This window comes from Rhizobium sp. CG5, assembly GCF_023701945.1.
In the GTDB taxonomy this organism is placed as follows: domain Bacteria; phylum Pseudomonadota; class Alphaproteobacteria; order Rhizobiales; family Rhizobiaceae; genus Allorhizobium.
The window spans coordinates 1-23,233 of record NZ_JABAEF010000014.1; the positions used below are offsets into that span (position 1 = coordinate 1).

The following is a 23,233-nucleotide window of genomic DNA, read 5'->3' on the forward strand; positions in this document are numbered from 1 at the left end:
ACCCAAAACCAGCCAATCTGGCCAAGCTCTGTCGGATTTCTTTAGAACGAAAGTCACCGTCGCCAGCAGCGCCGCCGCCCTCGTTCAGTGAGCGGTTTATAGATCCCACAACCCGACTAAGTCAACACCCCGCCGTCAAAAAACTGTCGTTTTTTCTAACGCACTGATAAAGCTAGAGAAAAACGGTAGGTTGGATTTTGGGAACTTTTCTGAAGCACGCAGCGAGTGCACAACGCATCACCAATGCGCGGAGCGGTAGCGGCATGGCCGCTCTTGTGCAGGTGAGCGGCCTGCCCCGACGACAAAAAGGTTGGCCAACGTCTTCCGCTGCCCCTGGTTCGCTCAAATTTCTGCCTGATCGCTTTCTATAGAGAGCGCGATCAGGCGTCTTTCAATACGGAGTGCCGGCATCCGCCTGCGGTCAACGCACCGCACGGTCGCCGTCAGCCTTTGGTGATGAGGATCAAGACGACGAACATGATCGGCACGGCCGTCAGCGCCGGCAGGATGATGGCGGGATAGCCGAAGAACAGGATGGCAAGGATCCACAACAGCAGGCAATTGATGATGAACAGGATCTTGGCCGTCACCGACCCGGTCATCGCTTCCTTCAGCATCCACCCGAAGACTGGGACATGATAAATGGCTCTTGCCAGCATTGAACGACACCCTTTCCTGGCCCGCCTGTGATCTTCGGGCCCTTTCCGATTGGCATTTGTCAAAGCACTACCGGCCCGCTTGACAACCATCAATGCGGCAAATTGGCTCCCGCGCCTTCGACCAATTTCCATTTGAATGAATCCGGGGCTTGCCCTAACAAGGAAGGGCTTTTCCGTTCGTCTCGCTGCGCACGACCATGTCGTTCCCGGCACTGCGAAACGCCGGACAGGCGTCCAGAATACTGCAATGGTTTCGCCCGATACAAAAGAGAGGGCGGATGAAAAGGGAATACGGTGAGGACTACCCATCAGGGACCGAAACCGTGGCTGCCCCCGCAACTGTGAGCGGAGAGCGACGTCCAACAAGCCATTGGCCCCGTTGCGGCTGATAAGGCGGACCGAGCACTGACCCGCAAGCCAGGAGACCTGCCATCGCATCGGCCACGAGACCCGTGGCGCTTCACTGAAATCCGCGCGGTGGGCGCGGTCGAAAGGAAAAACATGCATATCGAAATCGGAATTATCGATCCCGTGCGCCTGGCGCTGGCCAATGCCGCAGCACTGAGCCTTGTTGCGTCGCAGGTGCCGGCGATCATCCGCAATCCTCTTATCATACCGAAGACAGCGCTGGCCGCGGTGATCTTCACGGTGCTGATGCAGGCCTGGCATTTCCCGGTGGGACCATCGGAACTGCATCTGATCGGCGCCACGACAGTCTATATGCTGTTCGGGTTCGCGCCGGCCATGCTCGGCTTTGCACTCGGCCTGGTGCTGCAGGCCTTCCTGTTCGAGCCGGCCGACATTCCGCATCTCGGCGTCAATGCCCTGTCCTTGATGATCCCGATGATCGCCGTCCATTATTCGTTCGGCCGCCGTCTTTTCGATGCCCGGCTCAACGATCGTTTCACCCTGTCGAAGGTTCTGCGCATCGATGCCGTCTATTACGCCGGCGTCTCGGCCATGGTCGGCTTCTGGCTGATGATTTCCAACGATGCCGTTGCCATGACGGACTGGGCAACCTGGGTGGCCGCCTATTTCCCGGTCTTCCTGGTCGAGGCGCTGATCACCTTCGGCGCGGTCACGGTCATCAAGGGCCTGCGCGCCAACGGCCTGGTGTCCCGCATGACGGAGGTCAACCGCCTGACCTTTGCGTGAGACAGGCACTATAGAGTCAAGGCTGAGAAGTCAGGGGCGCACGGCTGTCGGGTCGTGCGCCTTTTTTGTGGCTCTTATGCTTGCCCCCATCGGCAAAGCTTGACATAGCCAGAGAAAGATCACGTCCGGTCCGCATGCGCTTGAGGCGCGGGATCCGTTGCTAGAAGAAGGGTGGAACCATTGCGTATTCTTTCAGAAGCCCATTTCGAAGAGCTTCCGGCCTATTATCGCGGCAAGGTTCGCGAGAATTACGATCTGCCGGATGGCCGGCGCATCATCATTTCCACCGACAGGCTGAGCGCCTTCGACCGGATCCTCACTTGCATTCCGTATAAAGGGCAGGTTCTGACCCAGACCGCCCGCTACTGGTTCGAGGCAACCAAGGACATCTGCCCCAATCATGTGCTCGACTATCCCGATCCGAATGTCGTGATCGGCAAGCGGCTCGACATCCTTCCCGTCGAAATCGTCGTGCGCGGCTATCTGGCCGGTACCACCGGCACCTCGATCCTGACACTCTACAAGGCAGGCGAGCGATCCATGTATGGCATCACCCTGCCGGACGGCATGGGCGACAACCAGATCCTGCCCGAGCCGATCATCACACCGACCAGCAAGGAGTTTGACGGTGGCCATGACGAACCGCTGACGCCTGATGAAATCGTCTCAAAGGGTCTGCTGACGGCGGAGCAGTGGCAGACGCTGTCGCGCTACGCGCTGGCGCTCTTTGCCCGTGGCCAGGAGATGGCCGCCAAGCGTGGCCTGATCCTGGTCGATACGAAATATGAATTCGGCACGGACGAGAATGGCACCATCATTCTGGCCGACGAGATCCACACGCCCGACAGCAGCCGCTACTGGATCGCCGAAAGCTATCCCGACAGCTTCGAAAAGGGCCAGCGGCCGGCCAGCTTCGACAAGGATTTCGTTCGGTCCTGGGTGGCCGAGCGCTGCGACCCTTATAAAGACGAAATCCCGGAAATCCCGGTCGAACTGGTCGAAGAGACCTCGCGGGTCTATATTAAGGCCTATGAAGCGATTACCGGGGCGATATTCGTGCCGGATGACAGTGCGGCGACGCCGCGAGACCGGATACGCAACAATCTCGCTGCATATTTCTAAAAGAGGCAGGACCAACTTTGGCGATAGCGTCCAAGACAATGGCAATCGGTTGCGGCGAAAAAGCCCCGAGCCCATCGGATGGCGGCAGCGTGCGTCGTCCGCGGCGCAAGGCTGAGGAAACCCGCGAGGATATTCTCAACATCGCCGAAAGCCTGTTTCGAGCGCGCGGCTATTCCAGCGTGGCAATCGCCGACATCGCCGCTGCACTTGGCATGTCGCCCGCCAATGTCTTCAAGCATTTCCATACCAAGACCAGCCTGATCGATGCCATCTCGTCGCGGCATATAGAAAGCCTGGCCCATCGACTGGCCCGGCCGGATCCCGGCAAGGCCCCGCCTGAGCGGCTCCTGTGCATGGTGGAACAGTTGATGGAAAGCCATCTGCGCGATCTCAAGGACAATCCACACGTTTTCGAAATGATCCTGCTGACGACAAGACAGGAGCTTGAATGCGGTCTGCACTACAGGGCCATGGTGGCGGCCGACATCGCATCGATTATCGAAGATGGCATGCGGCAGGGTATCTATCATGTCGAGGATAGCCTCCGCTCTGCCCACACTGCGGCCATGGCGCTGTCCTGCGTGCTGCACCCTGTCATGATCGCGAATGAAAAGCCTGACATATTGGCAACACGTTGCCGAGAAGTGGTCGACTTGATAAATGCCGCACTGCAAAATCCTCTTGTCAGGTGACGATAATTGACTTACGTCACTTGTATTAGGTTCTTTTAGCATATTCCGAAATATGCGTTGATAGCCGCGCGAATTTGTCGAAATCAGTCGCAAGGAGGCTTGCGTTACCGGTCGGTCAAGACATTAATTGCTGTTAATTTTTCGGACTTCGCCTCTTATTGTCATCGGTGATGAACCCTCGCCTGTCACTTCGTTTTGGAAAGCTGCCCATGTATCGTCGTCTGTTGCCGCCCGCATTCGCCCTGTTGGTTGTTGCCGCTCTAGCAGGCTGCAGCGATGAGTCCGAAAAGACCGCACCCGCGGCGGCGGCAAGGCCACCGTCTCCCGTCAGTGTCGTGGTTATGACGGTCGGTGTGCAGCCGCTGACCACCGTGCTGTCGGGCCGCGCCACCGCCTTCCAGTCAGCGGATATTCGCCCTCGGGTCGGCGGCATCATCAAAGAGATTGCCTTCAAGGAAGGAAATTTCGTCAAAGCCGGCGATTTGCTCTATAAAATTGAGGACGACACTTATGTCGCCGAGGTCGCGGAGGCCAAGGCGGCCCTTGAGAAAAATCAGGCCAGTGTTCCTGCCGCAGAGGCCAATCTTCAGCGATATGAGCGGCTTGCCAATAGCGGCGCCTCACAGAAAGACTATGAAGACGCGCAGACAACCTTGCTTCAGGCAAAGGCATCCGTTTCGGAATCGCGTGCTGCCCTGCAAACGTCGCAGATCAGTCTCGACCTGACCGAAGTCAAGGCGCCGTTTGATGGCGTGACATCGGCAACCAATTACTCGATTGGCAATGTGGTGACGGCGAGCCAGACAGATTCGTTGATGACGCTGCGCAAGATTGATCCGATTTACATCGAACTGAACGAATCCAGCATCAATCTGCAGCGTATGAAGGCGGCTATCGCCGCTGGAAACAGCGGAGCGGACACCACCGACATCCGTCTGACACTGGAAGACGGAACGGAATATCCGCAGGTGGGTAAACTGGATATGTCCGAAATGGCTGTCAGCACGACAACCGGAACAATCTCCATCCGAACATTATTCGATAATCCGAACAATTTGATCCTGCCGGGAATGTATGTGCGCGCCACCATCACGGTCGGCCAGGAAAAGGGCTATCTCATTCCGCAGCGTGCCGCAGGGCGCAATGCGAATGGCGATCTGACGGCGAAATTCGTCAATGCCGAAAACAAGGTTGAGACCCGCACATTCCGGACAAGCAAACTCTCGGGCAACAACTGGCTGGTCAATGAGGGCATAAAGGATGGTGACCATCTGATCGTGGATGGTTTTCAATGGATTTCGGACAACGCCATCGTCAATCCTATCCCGTCGGAAGTGGATGCCAAAGGCTTTGTCATCGTAAAACCTGCCGACCCGGCAAATGCTGCAGCCCCGAAATCATGATGTCAAAGACATCTCCGGCAACATCGTGATCAGGAATTAGAGAATGTCCAAGTTTTTCATACGGCGGCCAATTTTCGCCTGGGTGATCGCGATCGTGATCATGCTCGGCGGCGCATTTGCCATCAACACATTGTCCATCTCGCAATACCCGGAAATTGCACCGCCAACGGTGAAAATCAGCGCAAGCTATACCGGTGCAAGCGCCGAAACGGTGAAGAAGACCGTCACGCAGATCATTGAGGACGGGATGACCGGCCTTGATAGCCTGACATATATGACGTCCTCGTCCACGACTGCCCAGTCGACAATCACGCTGACCTTCGACAACACCGTTGATCCCGACATCGCCCAGGTTCAGGTTCAAAACAAGCTTCAACTCGTCACCTCACAACTTCCGTCCATTGTGCAAAATCTGGGCATTGAAGTCACGAAATCAACGTCCAGCATTCTTCTTGTCGGCGCCCTGGTCTCCAGTGACGGGACGAAATCCTCGGCCGACCTGGGCGATATTTTCTCCACCCTGATCGAAGATCAGGTCAAGCGACTGGAGGGCGTCGGCAGCATCAACTCATTCGGCTCGGCCTTCGCCATGCGGATCTGGCTTGATCCGTTCAAGCTCAAGAAATTCCAGCTGACGCCCGCTGATGTGACATCCGCCATCGAGGCTCAGAATACGCAGGTGTCGGTGGGCTCGGTGGGTGGTCTGCCATCGCTAGAAGGCCAGCAACTTAACGTCACCATGACGGCGCAAAGCCAGCTGACAACCGTTCCGGAATTTGAAAGAATTATCCTCAAGGTCGACACCAGTGGTGCCAATGTGCGACTGTCTGATGTGGCAAGGGTTGAAATCGGGCAGGAAAGCTACACGTCCTCATCGAGATCCGACCGCAACCCGGCCTCAGGCTTTGCCGTGAACCTGGCAACCGGTGCCAATGCGCTGGATACGGCGGAGCTTGTGAAGGCAAAACTGGCGGAGATTGCGCCTTCCCTGCCGCAAAATGTCAAAATCATCTATCCCTATGACACGACGCCTTTCGTCTCCCTGTCGATTGAAAAAGTGGTTCATACGCTGATCGAAGCGATCGTGCTGGTCTTCTTTGTTCTGCTCATTTTCCTGCAAAATCTCAGGGCAACCTTCATTCCGATGATTGCTGTTCCGGTTGTTCTGCTCGGAACCTTCGGAATTTTGGCACTCACCGGCTATTCCATCAATACGCTGACGATGTTCGCCATGGTTCTGGCCATCGGCCTGCTCGTCGATGATGCGATCGTGGTGGTGGAAAACGTCGAACGTATCATGTCGGAAGAGGGACTTTCGCCTCTGGAGGCCACGGAAAAATCCATGGGTGAAATCACTGGCGCGATCGTGGGCATTGCCCTCGTGCTGACGGCGGTTTTCGTGCCCATGGCATTTTTCGGCGGTTCCACCGGCATCATCTATCGCCAGTTTTCCGTGACGATCATATCCGCCATGTTGCTCTCGGCAGTGGTGGCTCTCGTCTTGACCCCAGCCCTGTGCGCCACGATGCTCAAGCCGATTGATCATCACAAAAAAGGCAAGGGCCTGAGCGCATGGTTCAATCGCAATTTCGATAAGACCACCAATGGTTATGTCAACACGGTCGGCTATCTTCTCGGACGGCCGTTGCGGCTGTTGCTGATGTTCGCCATCGTGATCGGTGGATGCGCCTGGTTTTTCACCAGATTGCCATCCTCCTTCCTGCCACAGGAAGATCAGGGCGTGTTGATGACGATCATTCAGCTGCCGAACGGCGCGACATCTGCGCAAACGGCTGAGGTGATCAAGAAAGTCGAGGACTATTACATCGACAAGGAGAAGGAGGGCATTGAAAGCGTGTTCGCGGTCAATGGCTTCAGCTTCAACGGATCCGGCCAGAACAACGCTTTGGTGTTTGCGAAATTGCATGATTTCGACGAGCGTACGGATCCGAAGCTCGCCGCGAGCGCCATTGTTGGACGGGCTATGGGGTATTTCTTCACGATCCGCGAAGCCCAGGTATTCCCGCTGCTGCCGCCGGCAATTCAGGGTATGGGCAATTCGAGCGGCTTTTCGATGTATCTTGTCGATAGCGGCAACCACGGTTCGGAAGCGTTGGTCAATGCGTCGAAGCTTCTGGCCCAGGAGGCCAATAGCGGCAAGCTCATCACGTCCATGCGCAGCAATGACCGGGACCAGGAAAGTCAGCTCAAGATCCTGCTGGATCAGGAAAAGCTGAGCGCCATGGGTGTGACGATTTCCGATGTAAACTCTATGCTGACGACCATTTTTGCCGGCACCAGCGTCAATGACTTCACCCTCAACAACAAGATCAAGAAGGTCTACGTCCAGGCCGACGCGCCTTATCGCATGCAGGCGGAGGACCTGAAATACTGGAATGCCCGCAATTCGAGCGATGAGATGGTGCCTTTCTCCTCCTTCACCGAGACCAAATGGGTCAATGGCCTTCCTTCCATCTCGACCTATAATGCGACCTCGGCATTTTCCATGGAAGGCTCGGCGGCGGCCGGCGTCAGTTCCGGTGATGCCATGAACGAAGTCGAGCGGCTGGTCGCTCAGATGGGCAACGGTTACACGACAGCATGGACGGGCCTTTCATATCAGGAAAGGCTGTCCGGTTCACAGGCTCCGCTTCTCTACGCCTTGTCGCTGCTGATCGTCTTCCTTTGCCTGGCGGCGCTTTATGAAAGCTGGTCGATTCCGTTTTCGGTCATCTTGGCTGTTCCTGTCGGTGTGCTTGGCGCCGTGGCGGCAGCCCATTTCATGGGGCAGGACAATGACGTCTACTTCAAGGTGGGATTGCTGACGACAATCGGTCTGGCGGCCAAAAACGCCATTCTGATCGTCGAGTTTGCCAAGGAACGGCAGGAACAGGGCCTGTCTTTGGTGGAAGCGGCGATGGAAGCTGCAAGGTTGCGTCTGCGACCGATCATCATGACATCGCTGGCCTTCATTCTGGGTGTCGTGCCGCTGGCCATCGCCACCGGTGCCGGCTCCGCCGCGCAGAATGCCATCGGTATTGGTGTGCTCGGCGGCATGTTGGCAGCAACGGCCCTTGGCATCTTCTTCGTACCGTCGTTCTTCGTCATCATTCGTCGCATTTCAAACCGTGCAAAACCGAAAGAAGGGCTGTCATGAAGAATTCGCCCTTGATAGGTTAATAAATCGTGAGGGTGTTGATTCCCTTGTTAACATACCGAGTACGGGCATTTGGGGACGGCATGACGCCCCCGCAGATGCACCAGTTCATCGCGTGTATCCTAGGATAAAATGATGCTATCCATTCGTGTAGCCGCACCCCTCGCAATGCTTATACTGTCCGGCTGCGTCAGCGGACCGGAACACACTCCGCCCACGACCGACCTGCCGATGAAATATGCCGAAGGCGGCAAGGAATCGTCCGGCGACGTTTCCATGGCCGCCTGGTGGACAGCTTTCAACGACAAGCGGCTGAACGGCCTCGTTGAACAGGGGCTGTCCCAGAACCTCGATATCCTGCAGGCGATGGAGCGTATCGAGCAGGCCCGGGCCACCGTCGTTTCCTCTGGAGCCGGCGGGCTGCCAAGCCTCACCGGGACGGCAAGCTTCGAGGGCGACCAGACAAATGGCAGCTATACCTCCAGCCCTAAGACCTGGACGTCAAGTGGTGGACTTTCCGTGTCCTGGCTGATTGACATCTGGGGCCAATATCGCCGCGCCAAGCAGAGCGCCCTGGCTTCCTTGGATGAAGCCTATTCCAGCGTCGATACATCCCGTTTGACGTATTTGTCTGATCTGACAACGGCATACATTAACGCACGTTACTATCAGGCTCAGCTTGCCATTTCCAATGAGGCCGTCAAATCCCGTCGCGAGACATTGTCGCTCACCAAGCTCCAGCTCGAGGCAGGCGCGGCCTCCCGCCTCGATGTGGTTCAGGCAGAGGGTCTGGTAAATTCGACCTTGGCCGACATTCCTAGCTATGAAGCAAGCTACTACAGCTACGCCTACCAAATTTCGACGCTTCTTGGGCTTCCGGCCGCCACGTTGATCAATGATATGAACAAGAACACTGGTCAACCCGTTCCGCGCGGCAAGGTTCTTTCCGGCATACCGGCCGATCTGATTCGCAACCGCCCGGATATTCGCAGTGCCGAACGTGCTCTGGCTGCCGCCGTGTATGATATTGGCAATGCCGAGGCACAGCTGTTGCCATCCATCACCCTGGGTGGGTCCATTTCGCCATCTTATGTGCGTTCCAGCAATGCTAGTGGAACAGCCACCTCCTGGTCCTTTGGACCTTCCCTTAGCCTGCCAATCTTTGATGGCGGAACGTTACGTGCCAATGTGAAGAGCAAAGAGTCCATTGCCCGCGAAAAATACCTGGCCTGGAAGCAAACGGTACTGCAGGCAGTTGAAGACGTGGAGAGCGCGCTCGCAGCTTATAACCGCGACGCCCGTTCCGTTGCCGCCAACAGCACCTATGTGAGCTCCTACAAGGAAGCTTTGGTGCTCTCCACAGCATCCTATAAGGACGGCGCATCGTCTCTGCTCGATGTTCTTGACGCGCAGCGTTCTTTGACAACCGCTCAGGCGAGCCTTGCATCATCCATCCGACAGATGGCAACCGATTACGTCACCCTCAACGTGGCAATCGGCGGCGGTTATGCCTTTCCGGCAAAGGTCGCTAAGTAACTCCATGTATCGCAACGCCCGGCAGCCATTGGGGCTGCCGGGCGTTTTCATTCGATCGCGTGTCAGAATGTCGCCGGCGTGTTGATCCAGATGAGCACGGTCTCAGCGTCCGAACTGTTCTTCCACGCATGCGGCCTGCGGCTTTCGAAGTAAAAGCTGTCGCCGGCATGCAGTTCGAAAAACATGTCACCGTCCAGAACAATCTCAAGGCGGCCGGCCAGCACGTGCAGGAACTCTTCGCCCTCGTGCTGGTAGGCGCCTTCGCTCGAGGCTCCCGGTGCCAGTTGGAAACGATTGCATTCCATCTGGTTGCGCCCTTCCGCCAGCACCTGCACCGCCACGCCCGATGACGTCGGCGGCCAACTCGGCCAACTTCCGCCCCTGATCAGCGACTCCCTGCCCTCGCCGCGCTCCTGTCCGCTCAGTGATGCGATGGTTGTGCCGAGAGCGCGCGCCACGGCATGCAGGGCGGTAAACGAGAGCCCCTGCGACGTGCGCTCGAAGGTCGAAAGCTGGGACATTGAGACGCCGGTGGACTGAGCGACGGATTCCAGTGTCCTGCCCGCATCCCGCCGCAGCCGCCGCACTTTCAGACCGACCGGAATTTCTGTCGTGTCCCGCATCTCCTCGCTGGGCGCCGGGACCCTGCCTTTCTGGTCTGCGGCAATTTCCGCGGGCAGGCTTTCCCGGATCGCGGCCGGATTGAGACCCTTTTCTTGGCGAAGCCAGGCAATGGTCTTCAACCTTTCGACAAGGGTGCGATCATAGAGCCGCTGCCCGGATGGGGTGCGGATCGGCTGGATCAAGCCCTGCGTTTCCCATAGTCTAAGCGTCGAAGGGGAAACGCCCGCCATGCGGGCCGCTTCGGCGATCTTGAAACGGATGATATCCATGAGGACCGAACCCTGTCTGCGCGATGGTGTCGTCATCCGTGATGATTGCGATAAACCATATTGCAAGTCTACAGAAAAAATGTAGGAAATATCGCAGCCTTGCGATCGCACCGAGAAACCGACGCCGAAGGTAAACCGCTCACCAGAGGATTTTTTTGAAATGAAGAACTCCGAGATCGCAATACGCAAGAACGACGCCATCTCGCGCGGCGTCGGCATGACCACGCAGATCTACGCCGATCGGGCCGAAAATGCCGAGATCTGGGATGTCGAGGGCAACCGCTATATCGATTTCGCCGGCGGCATCGCGGTTCTCAATACCGGTCACCGCCACCCCAAGGTGATCGAAGCCGTCAAGAAGCAGCTCGACCGCTTTACCCACACCTGCCACCAGGTCGTGCCCTATGAGAACTACGTGGCGCTGGCCGAGCGGTTGAACGCCATGGTGCCGGTGGAAGGCACCAAGAAGACGATCTTTGCGACGACCGGCGCCGAAGCCGTCGAAAACGCCGTCAAGATCGCCCGTGCCGCCACCGGCCGCTCTGCCGTCATCGCCTTTACCGGCGGCTTCCACGGCCGCACTTTCATGGGCATGGCGCTAACCGGCAAGGTCGTGCCCTACAAGGTCGGCTTCGGCCAGATGATGGGCGACGTCTTCCACGTGCCGTTCCCGATCGAGATGCACGGCATTGACGTTGAAACCTCGCTCGACGTGCTCGACAAGCTGTTCAAGGCCGATGTCGACCCCAAGCGCGTTGCCGCCATCATCATCGAGCCGGTGCAGGGCGAAGGCGGCTTCTACGAAGTACCGCGCGCCCTGATGAAGGGCCTGCGCCAGATCTGCGACGATCATGGCATCCTGCTGATTGCCGACGAAGTGCAGACCGGCTTTGCCCGCACCGGCAAGATGTTTGCCATGCAGCATTATGACGTGGCGCCTGATCTCGTCACCATGGCCAAGAGCCTGGCCGGCGGCTTCCCACTCTCGGCCGTCACCGGTCGCGCCGAACTGATGGATGCCCCCGGCCCCGGCGGCCTGGGCGGCACCTATGCCGGCAATCCGCTTGCCATTGCCGCAGCCCATGCCGTACTCGACGTCATCGAGGAAGAAAAGCTCTGCGACCGCGCCAACCAGCTGGGTGGCCGCCTGAAGCAGCGTCTCGAGGCGCTGCGCGCCGATATCCCGCAGATTTCCGATATTCGCGGTCCGGGCTTCATGAATGCCGTCGAATTCGCCGTACCGGGCTCGATCAAGCCGAGTGCCGATTTCACCAATGCCGTGCGCCTGAAGGCGCTCGAAAAGGGCCTCATTCTGCTGACATGCGGCATCTATTCAAACGTGATCCGCTTCCTCGCCCCCATCACGGTGCAGGATGATATTTTCAACGAAGCACTCGACATCATTGAGGCTTCCATTCGCGAATGTGCGGAGGACGCAAAGAAATGAGCATTTCGGCCACACTGACATCCAAGCTGAAAGACCCGTCGCTGGCGACCGACAAGTCGCTGGTCGGTGCCGACTGGCTATCGGCCAGCGACAGCGGCAAGACCTTCGACGTCACCAATCCGGCCAATGGCGAGGTCATCGCCACCCTGCCCGATCTCGGACAGGCCGAAGTGACCCGCGCCATCGATGCCGCCTATAAGGCGCAGAAGGCCTGGGCGAAGAAGACCGGCAAGGAGCGTGCCGGCATCCTGCGCAAGCTCTATGACCTGATGGTCGCCAATGCCGACGATCTCGCCACCATCCTGACCATGGAAATGGGCAAGCCCTGGCCGGAAGCCCGCGGCGAAATCCTCTATGGCGCCTCCTATGTCGAATGGTTCGGCGAAGAGGCCAAGCGCGTCTACGGCGACACGATCCCCGGTCATCAGGCCGACAAGCGGATCATCATCATCAAGCAGCCGATCGGCGTCGTCGGCGCGATCACGCCGTGGAACTTCCCCAATGCCATGCTGGCCCGCAAGATGGCGCCGGCCATTGCGGTCGGTTGCGCCATGGTCTCGAAGCCCGCCGCCCAGACGCCGCTGTCGGCCCTGGCCCTGGCCATTCTGTGCGAGCGTGCCGGCCTGCCCGCCGGGATCTTTTCCGTGCTCACCGCCACCGATGCGGCCATGGTCGGCAAGGAAATGTGCGAGAACGACAAGGTCCGCAAGCTGACCTTTACCGGCTCCACCAATGTCGGCCGCATCCTGATGCGCCAGGGCGCCGACCAGATCATGAAGCTCGGCCTGGAGCTGGGCGGCAATGCCCCGTTCATCGTCTTTGACGACGCCGATCTCGATGCCGCCGTCGAAGGCGCCATGGTCTCGAAATACCGTAATGCCGGCCAGACCTGCGTCTGCGCCAACCGCCTCTATGTGCAATCCGGCGTCTACGAGGCTTTCGCTGCGAAGCTCGCCGAGCGCGTCGCCAAGATGAAGGTCGGCGACGGCTTCACAGAAGGCGTCACCACCGGTCCGTTGATCGACACAAATGCCCTGAAGAAAGTCCGCGAACACGTTGCAGACGCCGTCTCCAAGGGTGCAAAGATTGCCGCCGGCGGCGAAACCTCCGATCTCGGCGGCCTGTTCTTCGAGCCGACCATCCTGACCGGCGTTACCAGCGACATGCGGGTCGCCGTCGAGGAAACTTTCGGTCCGGTGGCGCCGCTCTTCAAGTTCGAAACGGAAGAGGAAGTCGTCGAACTCGCCAACAATACCGAGTTCGGCCTCGCCTCCTATTTCTTCTCAAAAGATATCGCCAAGATCTTCCGGGTCGCCGAAGCCCTGGAATATGGCATGGTCGGCATCAATACCGGCCTGATCTCCACGGAAGTGGCGCCCTTCGGCGGCATCAAGCAGTCCGGCCTTGGCCGCGAAGGCTCAAAATACGGCACCGACGACTATACCGAGATAAAGTATCTCTGCCTCGGCGGCATCGAGTAAGAAGAGGTCAAGAGACTGCCCCGGACGGATCCCGTCCGGGGTCTAGGCTCTGGCATCAATCTGATCAAAGCAGATAGGGGATCCGCACACCCGGCATATTAGCTGGAAAATCCTTGCTGTTGCGCGTCACGATCAACATCGAATGCACATCAGCGCTTGCCCAGATGATTGCATCCGGCAGCTTGATACGCTCGCTCTTGCGGATAGCAACAGCGCGTTCGGCAACGACATCGTCAAGCGGGATGATCTGGAAGCCGGCAAGGAATGCCCGCGTTCCCGCTTCGACATCCGGTCTGGCGCCGATCAGAACTTCCATTGCAGTGATGATGCTGATTGCCTTTTGCGAATAGCGCTTCAGCTCATCCTGCGCGAGTTCCACGCCGTTCAGATAGTCGATCAGGATATTAGTGTCGAAAAGCGCCTTCACCATTCGCGCCGCAAGTCTTCCTGATACGCGAGCCCATCGATCGCATGATCACCCCAGAGGCCGAACGCATCGCCTTCGGTCTTTCTGGCCTGGACCTTCAGAAACCCATCGATCGCCTGTCTGATCAATGCAGCTCGCGAGACCTTTTGTTCGCTTGCGATCTGATCGAGTGCCTTCACCTCGGCATCGCCGATATCTACCAGTGTACGCATCGCTTCCCCCGATATTTGATATCGTCAATATATATCAGAATAGGCCTGTTTTCAATCTGCCGCTCAATAGCAAAAAGCCTCCGCAACGGTTCACCCTGCGGAGGCTTCGAAGTCTTGAAAACGGCAGGGATCAATCCTTGGCGCGTTCGACGTAGGAATTGTCTTCTGTCAGGATGACGACGCGGGTGCCGGCATTGACATGCGGCGGCACCATGGTGCGCACGCCGTTGTTGAGGATCGCCGGCTTGTAGGAGGACGACGCCGTCTGGCCCTTAACGACCGGTTCGGTCTCGACGATCTCGAAGGTCATCTGGCGCGGCAGCTGCAGCGCCAGCGCCATGCCTTCGTAGATCGACAGGATGACCGACATGCCTTCCTGCAGATAAGGCTTGGCGTCGCCCACGGTCTCGACGTCGACCGCCACCTGATCGTAGTTTTCCGGGTTCATGAAGTGGAAACCTTCGCCGTCCTCGTAAAGGAACTGGTAGGTCTTGTCTTCGACGAAAGCCCGCTCGACCTGTTCGGTCGTGCGCCAGCGTTCCGAAACCTTCACGCCGTCGACGATGCGGCGCATGTCGACCTGGGTGACGGGCGTTCCCTTGCCGGGATGGAAGTTGGCAGCGGTGAGAACGACGTAAAGCTTGCCGTCCACATCGAGCACGTTGCCTTTGCGAACCGAAGAGGCGATGACCTTGACCATTGGAATTCCTTGTATCTGCGCAAGACCCATCGTAAAGGACGGCCTGTCGTCCTTACCGACGTCTTCAATATCTTTTTTCCTGGGCGCACCTAACCCAAAATCGGCGAAATAGCCAGCCCGTGTTGCGATAAGGACCGAGAAACCGGAATGAATGACAACCGTCCATCCGCCTCGCCCTGGTGGACGCCCGGCGTCCATGCCGACCGGCGTCCGTTTCTGCTCGGTCGAAATGCGATCCAGGCACGGTTGCGCGGTTTCTTCGCCGAACAGGCCTTCATCGAGGTCGATACCGCCACCCTGCAGGTCTCGCCCGGCAACGAGGCCCATCTGCACGCCTTTGCGACGGAAGCCATCGGCCCCGATGGACAGGGCACGCCGCTTTATCTGCACACCTCCCCGGAATTCGCCTGCAAGAAACTGCTGGCCGCCGGAGAGCAGCGTATCGCCTGCTTCGCCCATGTCTATCGCAACCGCGAACGCGGCCCGCTGCATCACCCGGAATTCACCATGCTCGAATGGTACCGGGCCGGCGAGAGTTATGAGGCGCTGATGGCGGATGCCGCCGAGATCCTGGCGCTGGCCGCCGATGTGGTCAAGGCCGGCCTGCTGACCTATCGCGGCCGCAGCACCGATCCCTTCCAGGAGCCGCAGCGAATAAGCGTCGCAGACGCCTTCAAGCGCTATGCCGGCATCGACCTGCTGTCCTCCGTAGAGGCCAGCGGCGCTACCGACCGCGACCATCTGGCGGCCGAATTGCTGCAAGCCGGCATCCGTCACGCCGAAGACGACACCTGGGCCGATCTCTTCAGCCGCGTCATCGTCGAAAAGGTCGAGCCCAATCTCGGCTTCGGCCGGCCAACCATTCTCGACGAATACCCTGTCTGCGAGGCAGCCCTTGCCCGGCCCTCAGCACACGATCCGCGCGTCGCCGAACGCTTCGAGCTGTACGCCTGCGGCGTGGAGCTGGCCAATGCCTTCGGCGAACTGACGGACGCCACCGAGCAACGTCGCCGCTTTCAGGCCGAAATGGTGGAAAAGCAGCGGGTCTATGGCGAAACCTATCCGCTCGACGAGGACTTTCTCGCAGCCCTTGCCATCATGCCTGAGGCAAGCGGCATAGCGCTCGGCTTCGACCGGCTGGTGATGCTGGCCACCGGCGCCCAGCGTATCGAGCAGGTCATCTGGGCCCCTGTCGCGGATACGACCGCATGACACGCAGAAGCCTCACCAGCGTCGACGACCTGCTGACCGCCGGCCTCATCGAGGCGGCCAAGGCCGACGGCCTTCACGATGTGGGTTCGCGCTATGCGGTGGCCCTGACGCCGACGCTGGTCGATCTGATCGACCGTAAAGACGCACACGATCCGATCGCCGCACAATTTGTGCCAACGGAAAACGAACTCGTGCACACGCCGGACGAAAACGCCGACCCGATCGGCGATCACGTCCATAGCCCGGTCGAAGGCATCGTCCACCGCTACCCCGACCGCGTGCTGCTCAAGGCCGTGCACATCTGTCCGGTCTATTGCCGCTTCTGCTTTCGCCGCGAGATGGTCGGCCCGAAGGGCGACGGCATGCTGTCGACGGAAGCTCTTGAGCGCGCCCTCGACTATATCCGGAGCCATGCCGAAATCTGGGAAGTGATCCTGACCGGCGGCGACCCGCTGGTGCTGTCGCCGCGCCGGCTGGCCACCATCATGCAGGGCCTGGCAGGCATTCCCCATGTCCGGATCGTCCGCTTTCACACCCGCGTGCCGGTCGTCGATCCCGGACATGTCGACCAGGCGCTGGTCGACGCCATCCGCTCCAGCGGCAAGACCACCTATGTCGCGCTGCACGCCAATCACCCGCGCGAGATGACGTCTGACGGGAGATCCGCCTGCGCCAGGCTGATCGACAGCGGCATTGTCATGGTCAGCCAGACCGTGCTGCTCAAGGGCATCAACGACGATGCGGCGGTCCTCGCCGAGCTCATGCGCACCTTCGTCGAATGGCGGATCAAACCTTATTACCTGCATCACCCGGACAAGGCTCCGGGGACAGGCCACTTCCGGGTTTCGATCGCGCAGGGACAGGCCCTAGTCAGCGCCCTGCGCGGCACGCTCTCAGGCCTCTGCCAGCCAACCTATGTGCTCGACATTCCCGGCGGCCATGGCAAAACACCGGTCGGCGCGGAGACGATCTCGGCACAAGCAGATGGCGATTATCTCGTCGAAGACTATCGTGGTGCCAAACATTGCTATACCGACGGTTGAGCGGGCATCTAAGCGCCAAAATAGGCCTTCATTAGAAAATTTACCCGCATTCTTGACGTTTGAACATCAAGTGGCGCACTGTTGATCGATTTCCGGACACGGTCATCCTAATTTAACTAACGCGTTTAGCGGAATCTTATGCTTTGCCTAGTAGAAGGTTGCAAATAATAAGCACAGTCTAAAACGGGAAGGAAATTTCAGATGAATGAGAAAATCCGCAACTTGCTCACGAAACTGGGTGGCCTGCCTGTCGCGGCGACCGAGATCGCCCATGATGCTGATCTCTATGCCATCGGACTGTCGTCTTTCGCTTCGGTTCAACTGATGCTGGGCATCGAAGAAGCTTTCGACATCGAATTTCCCGACCATTTGCTGAACCGCAAATCCTTCGTCAGCATCGACGCCATCGAGCGCACCGTGTCGCTCATCCTGGAGGAAAGAAAGGTCGCCTGATGAACGTCTCGATCAAGCGTCCTTCCCCGGATTTCAAAGTCCGCGCGGCCCGCGTTGCCGCTATTGCTGCCGAATATGCCGATCGCGTCGACACCGGTGGCCGCTTCCCCCAGGAAGCCCTCGACGCCATGAAGGCCGAGCGCCTGCTGGGCATTCAGGTTCCAATCCAACTCGGCGGCGAAGGCGCCACGTTCAGCCAAATCGCCGAGATCTGCACCACGCTCGGCCAGGCCTGCGCCTCCAGCGCCATGATCTTCGCCATGCATCACATCAAATGTTCGAGCCTTGTCGAGCATGGAGCCGATGACGCCTGGCACAGCGCATTTATGCAGCGCATCGCATCACAGCAACTGCTGCTCGGCTCCGCCACCACCGAAGGCGGCATCGGCGGCAATCTGCGCAACAGCATCTGCGCCATCGAAGTCGATGGCGACACCTGCCGGCTGGAAAAGGACGCCACCGTCATTTCCTATGGCGAGCAGGCCGACGCCATCCTGATCACCTCGCGCGCCCACAAGGATGCCGCACCGTCCGATCAGGTGATGACCGTTTTCCTGAAAGGCCAGTACAGCCTGCAAAAGACCCATGACTGGGATACGCTTGGCATGCGCGGCACGCGCTCCGATGGCTTCCTGTTCAAGGGCGAGGCGCCGGCCGTGCAGATCCTGCCGAAACCCTTTGCAGAGATTGCCGCACAGTCCATGCTGGCCGCGTCCCACCTGCTGTGGAGCGGCGTCTGGTACGGCATCGCCGTCGATGCCGTCGCCCGCGCCCAGGCCTTTGTCCGCGCGGCGGCCCGCAAGTCGCCGGGAACGCAGCCGCCGGGAGCACTGCGCCTGGCGGAAGTGTCCAGCCTGCTGCAGCTTGTCCGCTCGAATGTGATTGCCGGCCTGAAGACCTATGAAGAGGCCAAGCACGATGCCGATCGGCTGTCGTCCTTCGGTTTCTCGGTGGCGATGAACAATGTCAAGATCGCCTCGTCCGAGATGATCCTGACGATCATCAACCATGCCATGCTGATCTGCGGCATCATGGGCTACAAGAACGGCACGCCGTACAGCCTTGGCCGCCACCTGCGGGATGCCCATTCCGCGCAGCTGATGATTTCCAACGATCGCATCCTTGGAAACACATCGAACATGCTCTTGGTACATAAACTGGACACCAGCTTGTTGGGGTAAAACCGATGGACGCACAGACATCTCTTCTCGACCGGCTGTTCGATGCCGGGCTTCTGATCGACACCGGCGTGGAAGGCCTTTACGGCCGCAGCGGCCAGTTCGAAGACGTCATTGCCGCTTTCGAGCGCTATATCGACACGTTCGGCGGCGCCGATGGCGCCGAGGCCATCCGCTTTCCGCCCGGCATGAACCGCGCCTATTTCGAAAAGAGCGGTTACATGAAGAGCTTTCCGCAGCTGGCCGGCACCGTGCACAGCTTCTGCGGCTGCGAACTGGACCATGTCAGCCTGCTGAAAAGCATGGATGACGGCACCGACTGGACCGGCGAGCAGAAGGCCACCAATATCGTGCTGACGCCGGCCGCCTGCTATCCGCTCTATCCGACGATTGCCAAGCGCGGCAACCTGCCGGCAAAGGGCGGCCTCTACGACCTGCAGTCCTACTGCTTCCGCCATGAACCGTCGACCGATCCGGCCCGCCAGCAGCTGTTCCGCATGCGCGAATATGTGTGCATGGGCACGGAGCAGCATGTCACCGATTTCCGCCAGACCTGGATGGATCGCGGCGTGAAGATGATGGCCGGCCTCGACCTGCCGGTGGAAATCGACGTCGCCAACGACCCGTTCTTCGGCCGCGCCGGCAAGATGCTCGCCAACAACCAACGCGACCAGAACCTGAAATTCGAGCTGCTGATCCCGATCACCTCGGTATCCAAGCCCACCGCCTGCATGAGCTTCAACTACCATCAGGATGCCTTCGGCACCAAATGGGGCCTGAACCTCGAGGATGGTGCGGTCGCCCACACGGCCTGCGTCGGCTTCGGTCTGGAGCGCATCGCTCTCGCGCTGTTCCATCATCATGGCCTGGACGTCAAGCAATGGCCGGACACGGTGCGCAAGGCGCTCTGGGGCTGATCGCTGGCATGACATCCGTATTCGCGAACCTCGATCCGGCCACCTATCAGCCGCACCCGCTGCATTCCAGCGAGCGCATGTGGCCGGAAACCAATTGCTATGTCGACCTGTGGATCGAGGTTCTGGCAAGCCTCGGCGTTGCACCCGAGGCCATGCTCGGCTTCACGCTGACCCAGGAATTCGAAGGTGACCAGTTCACCTTTTTCAAGGTGCCCCTGGAGGATCTCGAGAAGCTCTATGGCATCCGCTGCACCGAGCTTGCGATCTTCGACACCGTGGAAGCCCATGTGACCGAGCAGATCGGCCGCGGCCGGCTGTGCCTGGTCGAAATGGACAGCTATTTCATGCCCGACACCCGCGGCGTCGGTTACCGGCAGGATCACGGCAAGACCACGGTTGCCATCAACCGGCTGGATCTGGCCGGCCGCAGCATGGATTATTTCCACAACGGCGGTTTCTTTCATCTGGACGGCGAGGATTTCGACGGCCTGTTCCAGAAGGCTCTCCCCGCCGACAGCCTGCCCTTCCTGCCCTATACCGAATTTGCAAAATTTCCCGAAAAGCCTGTCGAGGACAGGGTGCTTCGCTCCAAGGCCCACGACCTATTGAAACTCCACTATGGTCGCCGGCCGACGATCAACCCGATCGCCGATTTTGCCCGCGTCTTCCCGGCCCAGGTCGAGGCGATCGCCGAGCGGCCGTTCGGCTATTTCCACAAATATGCCTTCAACACGCTGCGCCAGTTCGGCGCCAATTTTGAGCTGCTGGCCAGCCACCTTGCCTGGCTGTCGCCGGAGGGCGCATTCCAGACGCCGATCGAGCAGGCATTGAAGATTTCGGAAACGGCCAAGACGGTTCAGTTCCAGCTGGCCCGCGCCGTGACGCGCAAGAAATTCGAACCGCTGAAATCGGTTCTCGACCCGACGGCAGAGGCGTGGGAAGAGCTGATGGGCGCTCTCGGCGAAAAGCTCGACTAGCGTTTGTCCGGGAAACGTGGAATCCGGTTATCCCTGAGAAAACGAAACACCAGACAACCCGGAGCCCTACGACATGGCCGACCGCCTGATCTATCTCGGCGCCGATGAGCGGCCTCTCGAAGGCGGTTGGACCATCCTGATCTCCGAGGCCGGGCATTTTGCCAGCCCCGACGCCATTCACCGGCCCGCCGCCCGCCTGCCCGCCCCCGTTCCGGGCACCGTCGCAGAAGCGCTCAGCAAGGCCGGCCTGTTCGATCCCGAAAACCCGCAGCCGCTCGATGGCAAGGATGCATGGTATTTCCGCTCGCTGGAGGGCGAAGCGCCGGGACCTGCGGTTCTGCGATTTTCGGGCCTGGCAACGATTGCCGAAGTCTTCTTGAATGGTGTCTTGGTCCTGTCCTCCGACAGCATGTTCGAGAGTCATGACCTGCCCGTCACGCTGACAGGTGAAGATCAGCTGGCGATCTGCTTCCGGGCTCTTGGCCCCCATCTCGCCCGGCGCGGACCGCGCGCCCGCTGGCGCCCGCAGATGATGAGCCATCAGGGCCTGCGCCTGATCCGCACCACGGCGCTCGGCTACATGCCCGGCTGGTGCCCGGAGATCCACGCCGCCGGGCCGTGGCGTCCCATCAGCCTGATCCGGCCCGCCAAACACAGCCTGTCGGACGTCCAGATCCGCTCCAACCTCACGGAAGACGACACAGGTACTCTCAGCGTTTCGCTGCGTCTGGCCGGAGAACACGGTCGATCTGCAACCGCCATCACGCTACACTGTGCCGGACAGGAAGCGGCCTTCACCAGACAGGCAGACGGATCTTATACCGCAGAACTCTCCCTGCCCGGTATCCAGCCCTGGTGGCCGCGCACCCATGGCGAGCCGAAGCTCTACGATATCGGCCTGACCATCGACGGCGAACCCCATTCGCTGGGCCTCACCGGCTTCCGCACGGTCAGGATCGATCGCGGCACCGACGGCAAGGATTTCGCCATCCTCGTCAACGGCCAGCGCGTCTTCTGCCGCGGTGCCGTCTGGACATCGGCCGATATCACCCGTCTGCCGGGCCGCAGTGAAGACTATGCGCCCTGGCTGATGCGCGCCGTGGAAGCCGGGATGAACCTGATCCGCATCGGCGGCACCATGGCCTATGAAACGCCGGATTTCTTCCGCCTGTGCGACCAGCTCGGCCTTCTGGTCTGGCAGGACCTGATGTTCGCCAATTTTGACTATCCTGCAGCCGACGACGCATTCATGGCCCATGTCGCCTGCGAAGTGGACCAGCTGCTGACCGGCATCCAAACCTCTCCGTCGCTCGCGATCGTCTGTGGCGGCAGCGAGATCTACCAGCAGGGCGCCATGCTCGGCCTGCCGGAGAGCACCTGGAAAGGTGCCTTCTGCGAACAGGTCCTGAAGGACCTGACGGCAGCCTCCCGACCCGACGTGCCCTATGTCGTCAACAGCCCGAGCGGCGGCGCCATGCCGTTTTCGCCGAACGAAGGCGTCTCTCATTACTACGGCGTCGGCGCCTATTGTCGGCCGCTCGACGACGCACGCCGCGCCGATGTGCGCTTTGCCGCCGAGAGCCTGGCCTTTGCCAATATCCCGCAGCAGCGCACGCTGGATGCCCATCTGGCCGTGCCGCCCGTTCACGACCCGCGCTGGAAGGCGCGCGTGCCCCGCGACCGCAGCGCCTCCTGGGATTTCGAGGACGTGCGCGATCACTATCTGGCCCTGCTTTACGATGTCGACCCGACCCGGCTGCGCCGCGAAAACCTGCCGCGCTACCTGCATCTCTCCAGAGCCGTCACCGGCGAGGTCATCGAGGAGACCTTTGCTGAATGGCGCCGTCCATCCTCCTCCTGCAACGGCGCCCTGATCTGGACGCTCCAGGACCTGATGCCCGGCGCCGGCTGGGGCGTGATCGATTCCACCGGCGAGCCGAAACCCGTCTGGTATGCCGCCCGCCGCGCCTTCGCGCCACTCAAAGTGATAGTCACCGACGAAGGCACCAATGGACTGGATGTGCATGTCCTGAACGAGACCGCGATCGCGAAAACCCTGACGCTGGAGGTGACCTGCCTGCGGGATGGCAAAACACCGGTCGTGACCGGAAAGCGTCTAATGACCCTGCCGCCTCGGGATGCCTTGACCGTTGCCTGCACCGACCTCTTCGGCGCCTTCTTCGACACCACCTATGCCTTCCGCTTCGGCCCGCCATCCCATGACGTAACCGTTGCGACACTGGTCGAAAGCGAGACCGGGGACATCGTTTCGCAGGCCTTCCACTTCCCGCAAGGCCGCGCCATTGCCATGCACGACGTTGGGATCACCGCGACTCTCGTTGAAGACAATGGCCTTTGGTGCATCGACCTGACCGCTGACGGATTTGTGCAATCGGTGCATGTCGATCTGGAGGCTTACCGTGCCGAAGACGACTGGTTCCATCTGGCACCGGCCCAGACCCGCCGCATCCGCCTGCTGCCGCGCGATGGTGCAGCAGCGGGTCAGAAGCCGGCCGGCGAGATCACAACGGCCGGCTCAGGCCGCACCGTGCGCTTCTGAGAATTCCGT

20 protein-coding genes and 1 riboswitch are annotated in these 23,233 nt (G+C 59.6%); of the genes, 15 read left to right on the forward strand and 5 right to left on the reverse strand.

Annotated features, from left to right (window positions below):
- Positions 1–443: 443 nt before the first annotated feature.
- Positions 444–602 (reverse strand): hypothetical protein, encoded by a 159-nt coding sequence (locus tag HGO38_RS20900; protein ID WP_250957839.1) that lies wholly within the window; start codon positions 600–602, stop codon positions 444–446.
- 288 nt (positions 603–890) lie between these two features.
- A riboswitch (cobalamin riboswitch) is annotated at positions 891–1,107 on the forward strand.
- A 53-nt stretch (positions 1,108–1,160) separates the two neighbouring features.
- Between HGO38_RS20900 and HGO38_RS20905 the strand changes: the two genes are divergently transcribed.
- The 6 genes from HGO38_RS20905 to HGO38_RS20930 all read left to right on the forward strand — a co-directional run bounded on the left by HGO38_RS20905 (position 1,161) and on the right by HGO38_RS20930 (position 9,724).
- A complete protein-coding gene (locus HGO38_RS20905) occupies positions 1,161–1,814 on the forward strand; it encodes an energy-coupling factor ABC transporter permease (RefSeq protein ID WP_250957840.1) in 654 nt (217 codons plus the stop codon).
- Positions 1,815–1,994: 180 nt separating this feature from the next.
- Positions 1,995–2,936, forward strand: a complete 942-nt coding sequence (locus HGO38_RS20910; RefSeq protein ID WP_250957841.1) for a phosphoribosylaminoimidazolesuccinocarboxamide synthase — start codon at positions 1,995–1,997, stop codon at positions 2,934–2,936.
- Between the two features lie 38 nt (positions 2,937–2,974).
- Entirely contained in the window at positions 2,975–3,628 is a 654-nt protein-coding gene (locus HGO38_RS20915; RefSeq protein WP_250957842.1) for a TetR family transcriptional regulator, read from the forward strand.
- A 209-nt stretch (positions 3,629–3,837) separates the two neighbouring features.
- Positions 3,838–5,031: an efflux RND transporter periplasmic adaptor subunit gene (locus HGO38_RS20920; protein ID WP_250957843.1), complete on the forward strand. Its 1,194-nt coding sequence runs from the start codon at positions 3,838–3,840 to the stop codon at positions 5,029–5,031.
- Between the two features lie 43 nt (positions 5,032–5,074).
- Entirely contained in the window at positions 5,075–8,188 is a 3,114-nt protein-coding gene (locus HGO38_RS20925) for an efflux RND transporter permease subunit (protein ID WP_250957844.1), read from the forward strand.
- A gap of 135 nt (positions 8,189–8,323) precedes the next feature.
- Positions 8,324–9,724: an efflux transporter outer membrane subunit gene (locus HGO38_RS20930; protein ID WP_250957845.1), complete on the forward strand. Its 1,401-nt coding sequence runs from the start codon at positions 8,324–8,326 to the stop codon at positions 9,722–9,724.
- 62 nt (positions 9,725–9,786) lie between these two features.
- Here HGO38_RS20930 and HGO38_RS20935 read toward each other — a convergent pair whose 3' ends face one another.
- Entirely contained in the window at positions 9,787–10,617 is an 831-nt protein-coding gene (locus HGO38_RS20935) for a MerR family transcriptional regulator (protein WP_250957999.1), read from the reverse strand.
- Positions 10,618–10,777: 160 nt separating this feature from the next.
- Between HGO38_RS20935 and HGO38_RS20940 the strand changes: the two genes are divergently transcribed.
- Together HGO38_RS20940 and HGO38_RS20945 are read left to right on the forward strand one after the other, a co-directional pair.
- Positions 10,778–12,064: a 4-aminobutyrate--2-oxoglutarate transaminase gene (locus tag HGO38_RS20940; RefSeq protein ID WP_250957846.1), complete on the forward strand. Its 1,287-nt coding sequence runs from the start codon at positions 10,778–10,780 to the stop codon at positions 12,062–12,064.
- A complete protein-coding gene (locus HGO38_RS20945; protein WP_250957847.1) occupies positions 12,061–13,545 on the forward strand; it encodes an NAD-dependent succinate-semialdehyde dehydrogenase in 1,485 nt (494 codons plus the stop codon). The genes HGO38_RS20940 and HGO38_RS20945 overlap by 4 nt, the downstream gene beginning before the upstream one ends.
- 64 nt (positions 13,546–13,609) lie before the next feature.
- Here HGO38_RS20945 and HGO38_RS20950 read toward each other — a convergent pair whose 3' ends face one another.
- From HGO38_RS20950 to efp, 3 genes are all read right to left on the reverse strand, one after another.
- A complete protein-coding gene (locus HGO38_RS20950) occupies positions 13,610–13,975 on the reverse strand; it encodes a type II toxin-antitoxin system VapC family toxin (RefSeq protein ID WP_250957848.1) in 366 nt (121 codons plus the stop codon).
- Positions 13,969–14,184: a ribbon-helix-helix domain-containing protein gene (locus HGO38_RS20955; RefSeq protein ID WP_250957849.1), complete on the reverse strand. Its 216-nt coding sequence runs from the start codon at positions 14,182–14,184 to the stop codon at positions 13,969–13,971. The genes HGO38_RS20950 and HGO38_RS20955 overlap by 7 nt, the downstream gene beginning before the upstream one ends.
- Positions 14,185–14,314: 130 nt before the next feature.
- Positions 14,315–14,884, reverse strand: a complete 570-nt coding sequence (gene efp, locus HGO38_RS20960; protein WP_250957850.1) for an elongation factor P — start codon at positions 14,882–14,884, stop codon at positions 14,315–14,317.
- A gap of 147 nt (positions 14,885–15,031) precedes the next feature.
- Here efp and epmA point away from each other — a divergent pair, with 147 nt between their 5' ends.
- The 7 genes from epmA (at position 15,032) to HGO38_RS20995 (ending at position 23,224) form a co-directional block, all read left to right on the forward strand.
- Complete coding sequence (gene epmA, locus HGO38_RS20965) at positions 15,032–16,096, forward strand: EF-P lysine aminoacylase EpmA (protein ID WP_250957851.1); 1,065 nt, start codon at positions 15,032–15,034, stop codon at positions 16,094–16,096.
- Entirely contained in the window at positions 16,093–17,139 is a 1,047-nt protein-coding gene (locus HGO38_RS20970) for a lysine-2,3-aminomutase-like protein (RefSeq protein WP_250957852.1), read from the forward strand. Before epmA ends, HGO38_RS20970 begins: the two co-directional genes overlap by 4 nt.
- A gap of 201 nt (positions 17,140–17,340) precedes the next feature.
- Positions 17,341–17,592, forward strand: coding sequence for an acyl carrier protein (locus HGO38_RS20975; RefSeq protein WP_250957853.1), 252 nt, complete (start codon positions 17,341–17,343; stop codon positions 17,590–17,592).
- Positions 17,592–18,773, forward strand: coding sequence for an acyl-CoA dehydrogenase family protein (locus tag HGO38_RS20980; RefSeq protein WP_250957854.1), 1,182 nt, complete (start codon positions 17,592–17,594; stop codon positions 18,771–18,773). Before HGO38_RS20975 ends, HGO38_RS20980 begins: the two co-directional genes overlap by 1 nt.
- Positions 18,774–18,778: 5 nt before the next feature.
- On the forward strand, positions 18,779–19,687 hold the full coding sequence (locus HGO38_RS20985) for an amino acid--[acyl-carrier-protein] ligase (RefSeq protein ID WP_250957855.1): 909 nt from the start codon (positions 18,779–18,781) through the stop codon (positions 19,685–19,687).
- A gap of 8 nt (positions 19,688–19,695) precedes the next feature.
- On the forward strand, positions 19,696–20,664 hold the full coding sequence (locus HGO38_RS20990; RefSeq protein ID WP_250958000.1) for a DUF1839 family protein: 969 nt from the start codon (positions 19,696–19,698) through the stop codon (positions 20,662–20,664).
- A gap of 73 nt (positions 20,665–20,737) precedes the next feature.
- Positions 20,738–23,224, forward strand: coding sequence for a glycoside hydrolase family 2 protein (locus HGO38_RS20995; protein WP_250957856.1), 2,487 nt, complete (start codon positions 20,738–20,740; stop codon positions 23,222–23,224).
- Positions 23,225–23,233 lie beyond the last annotated feature (9 nt).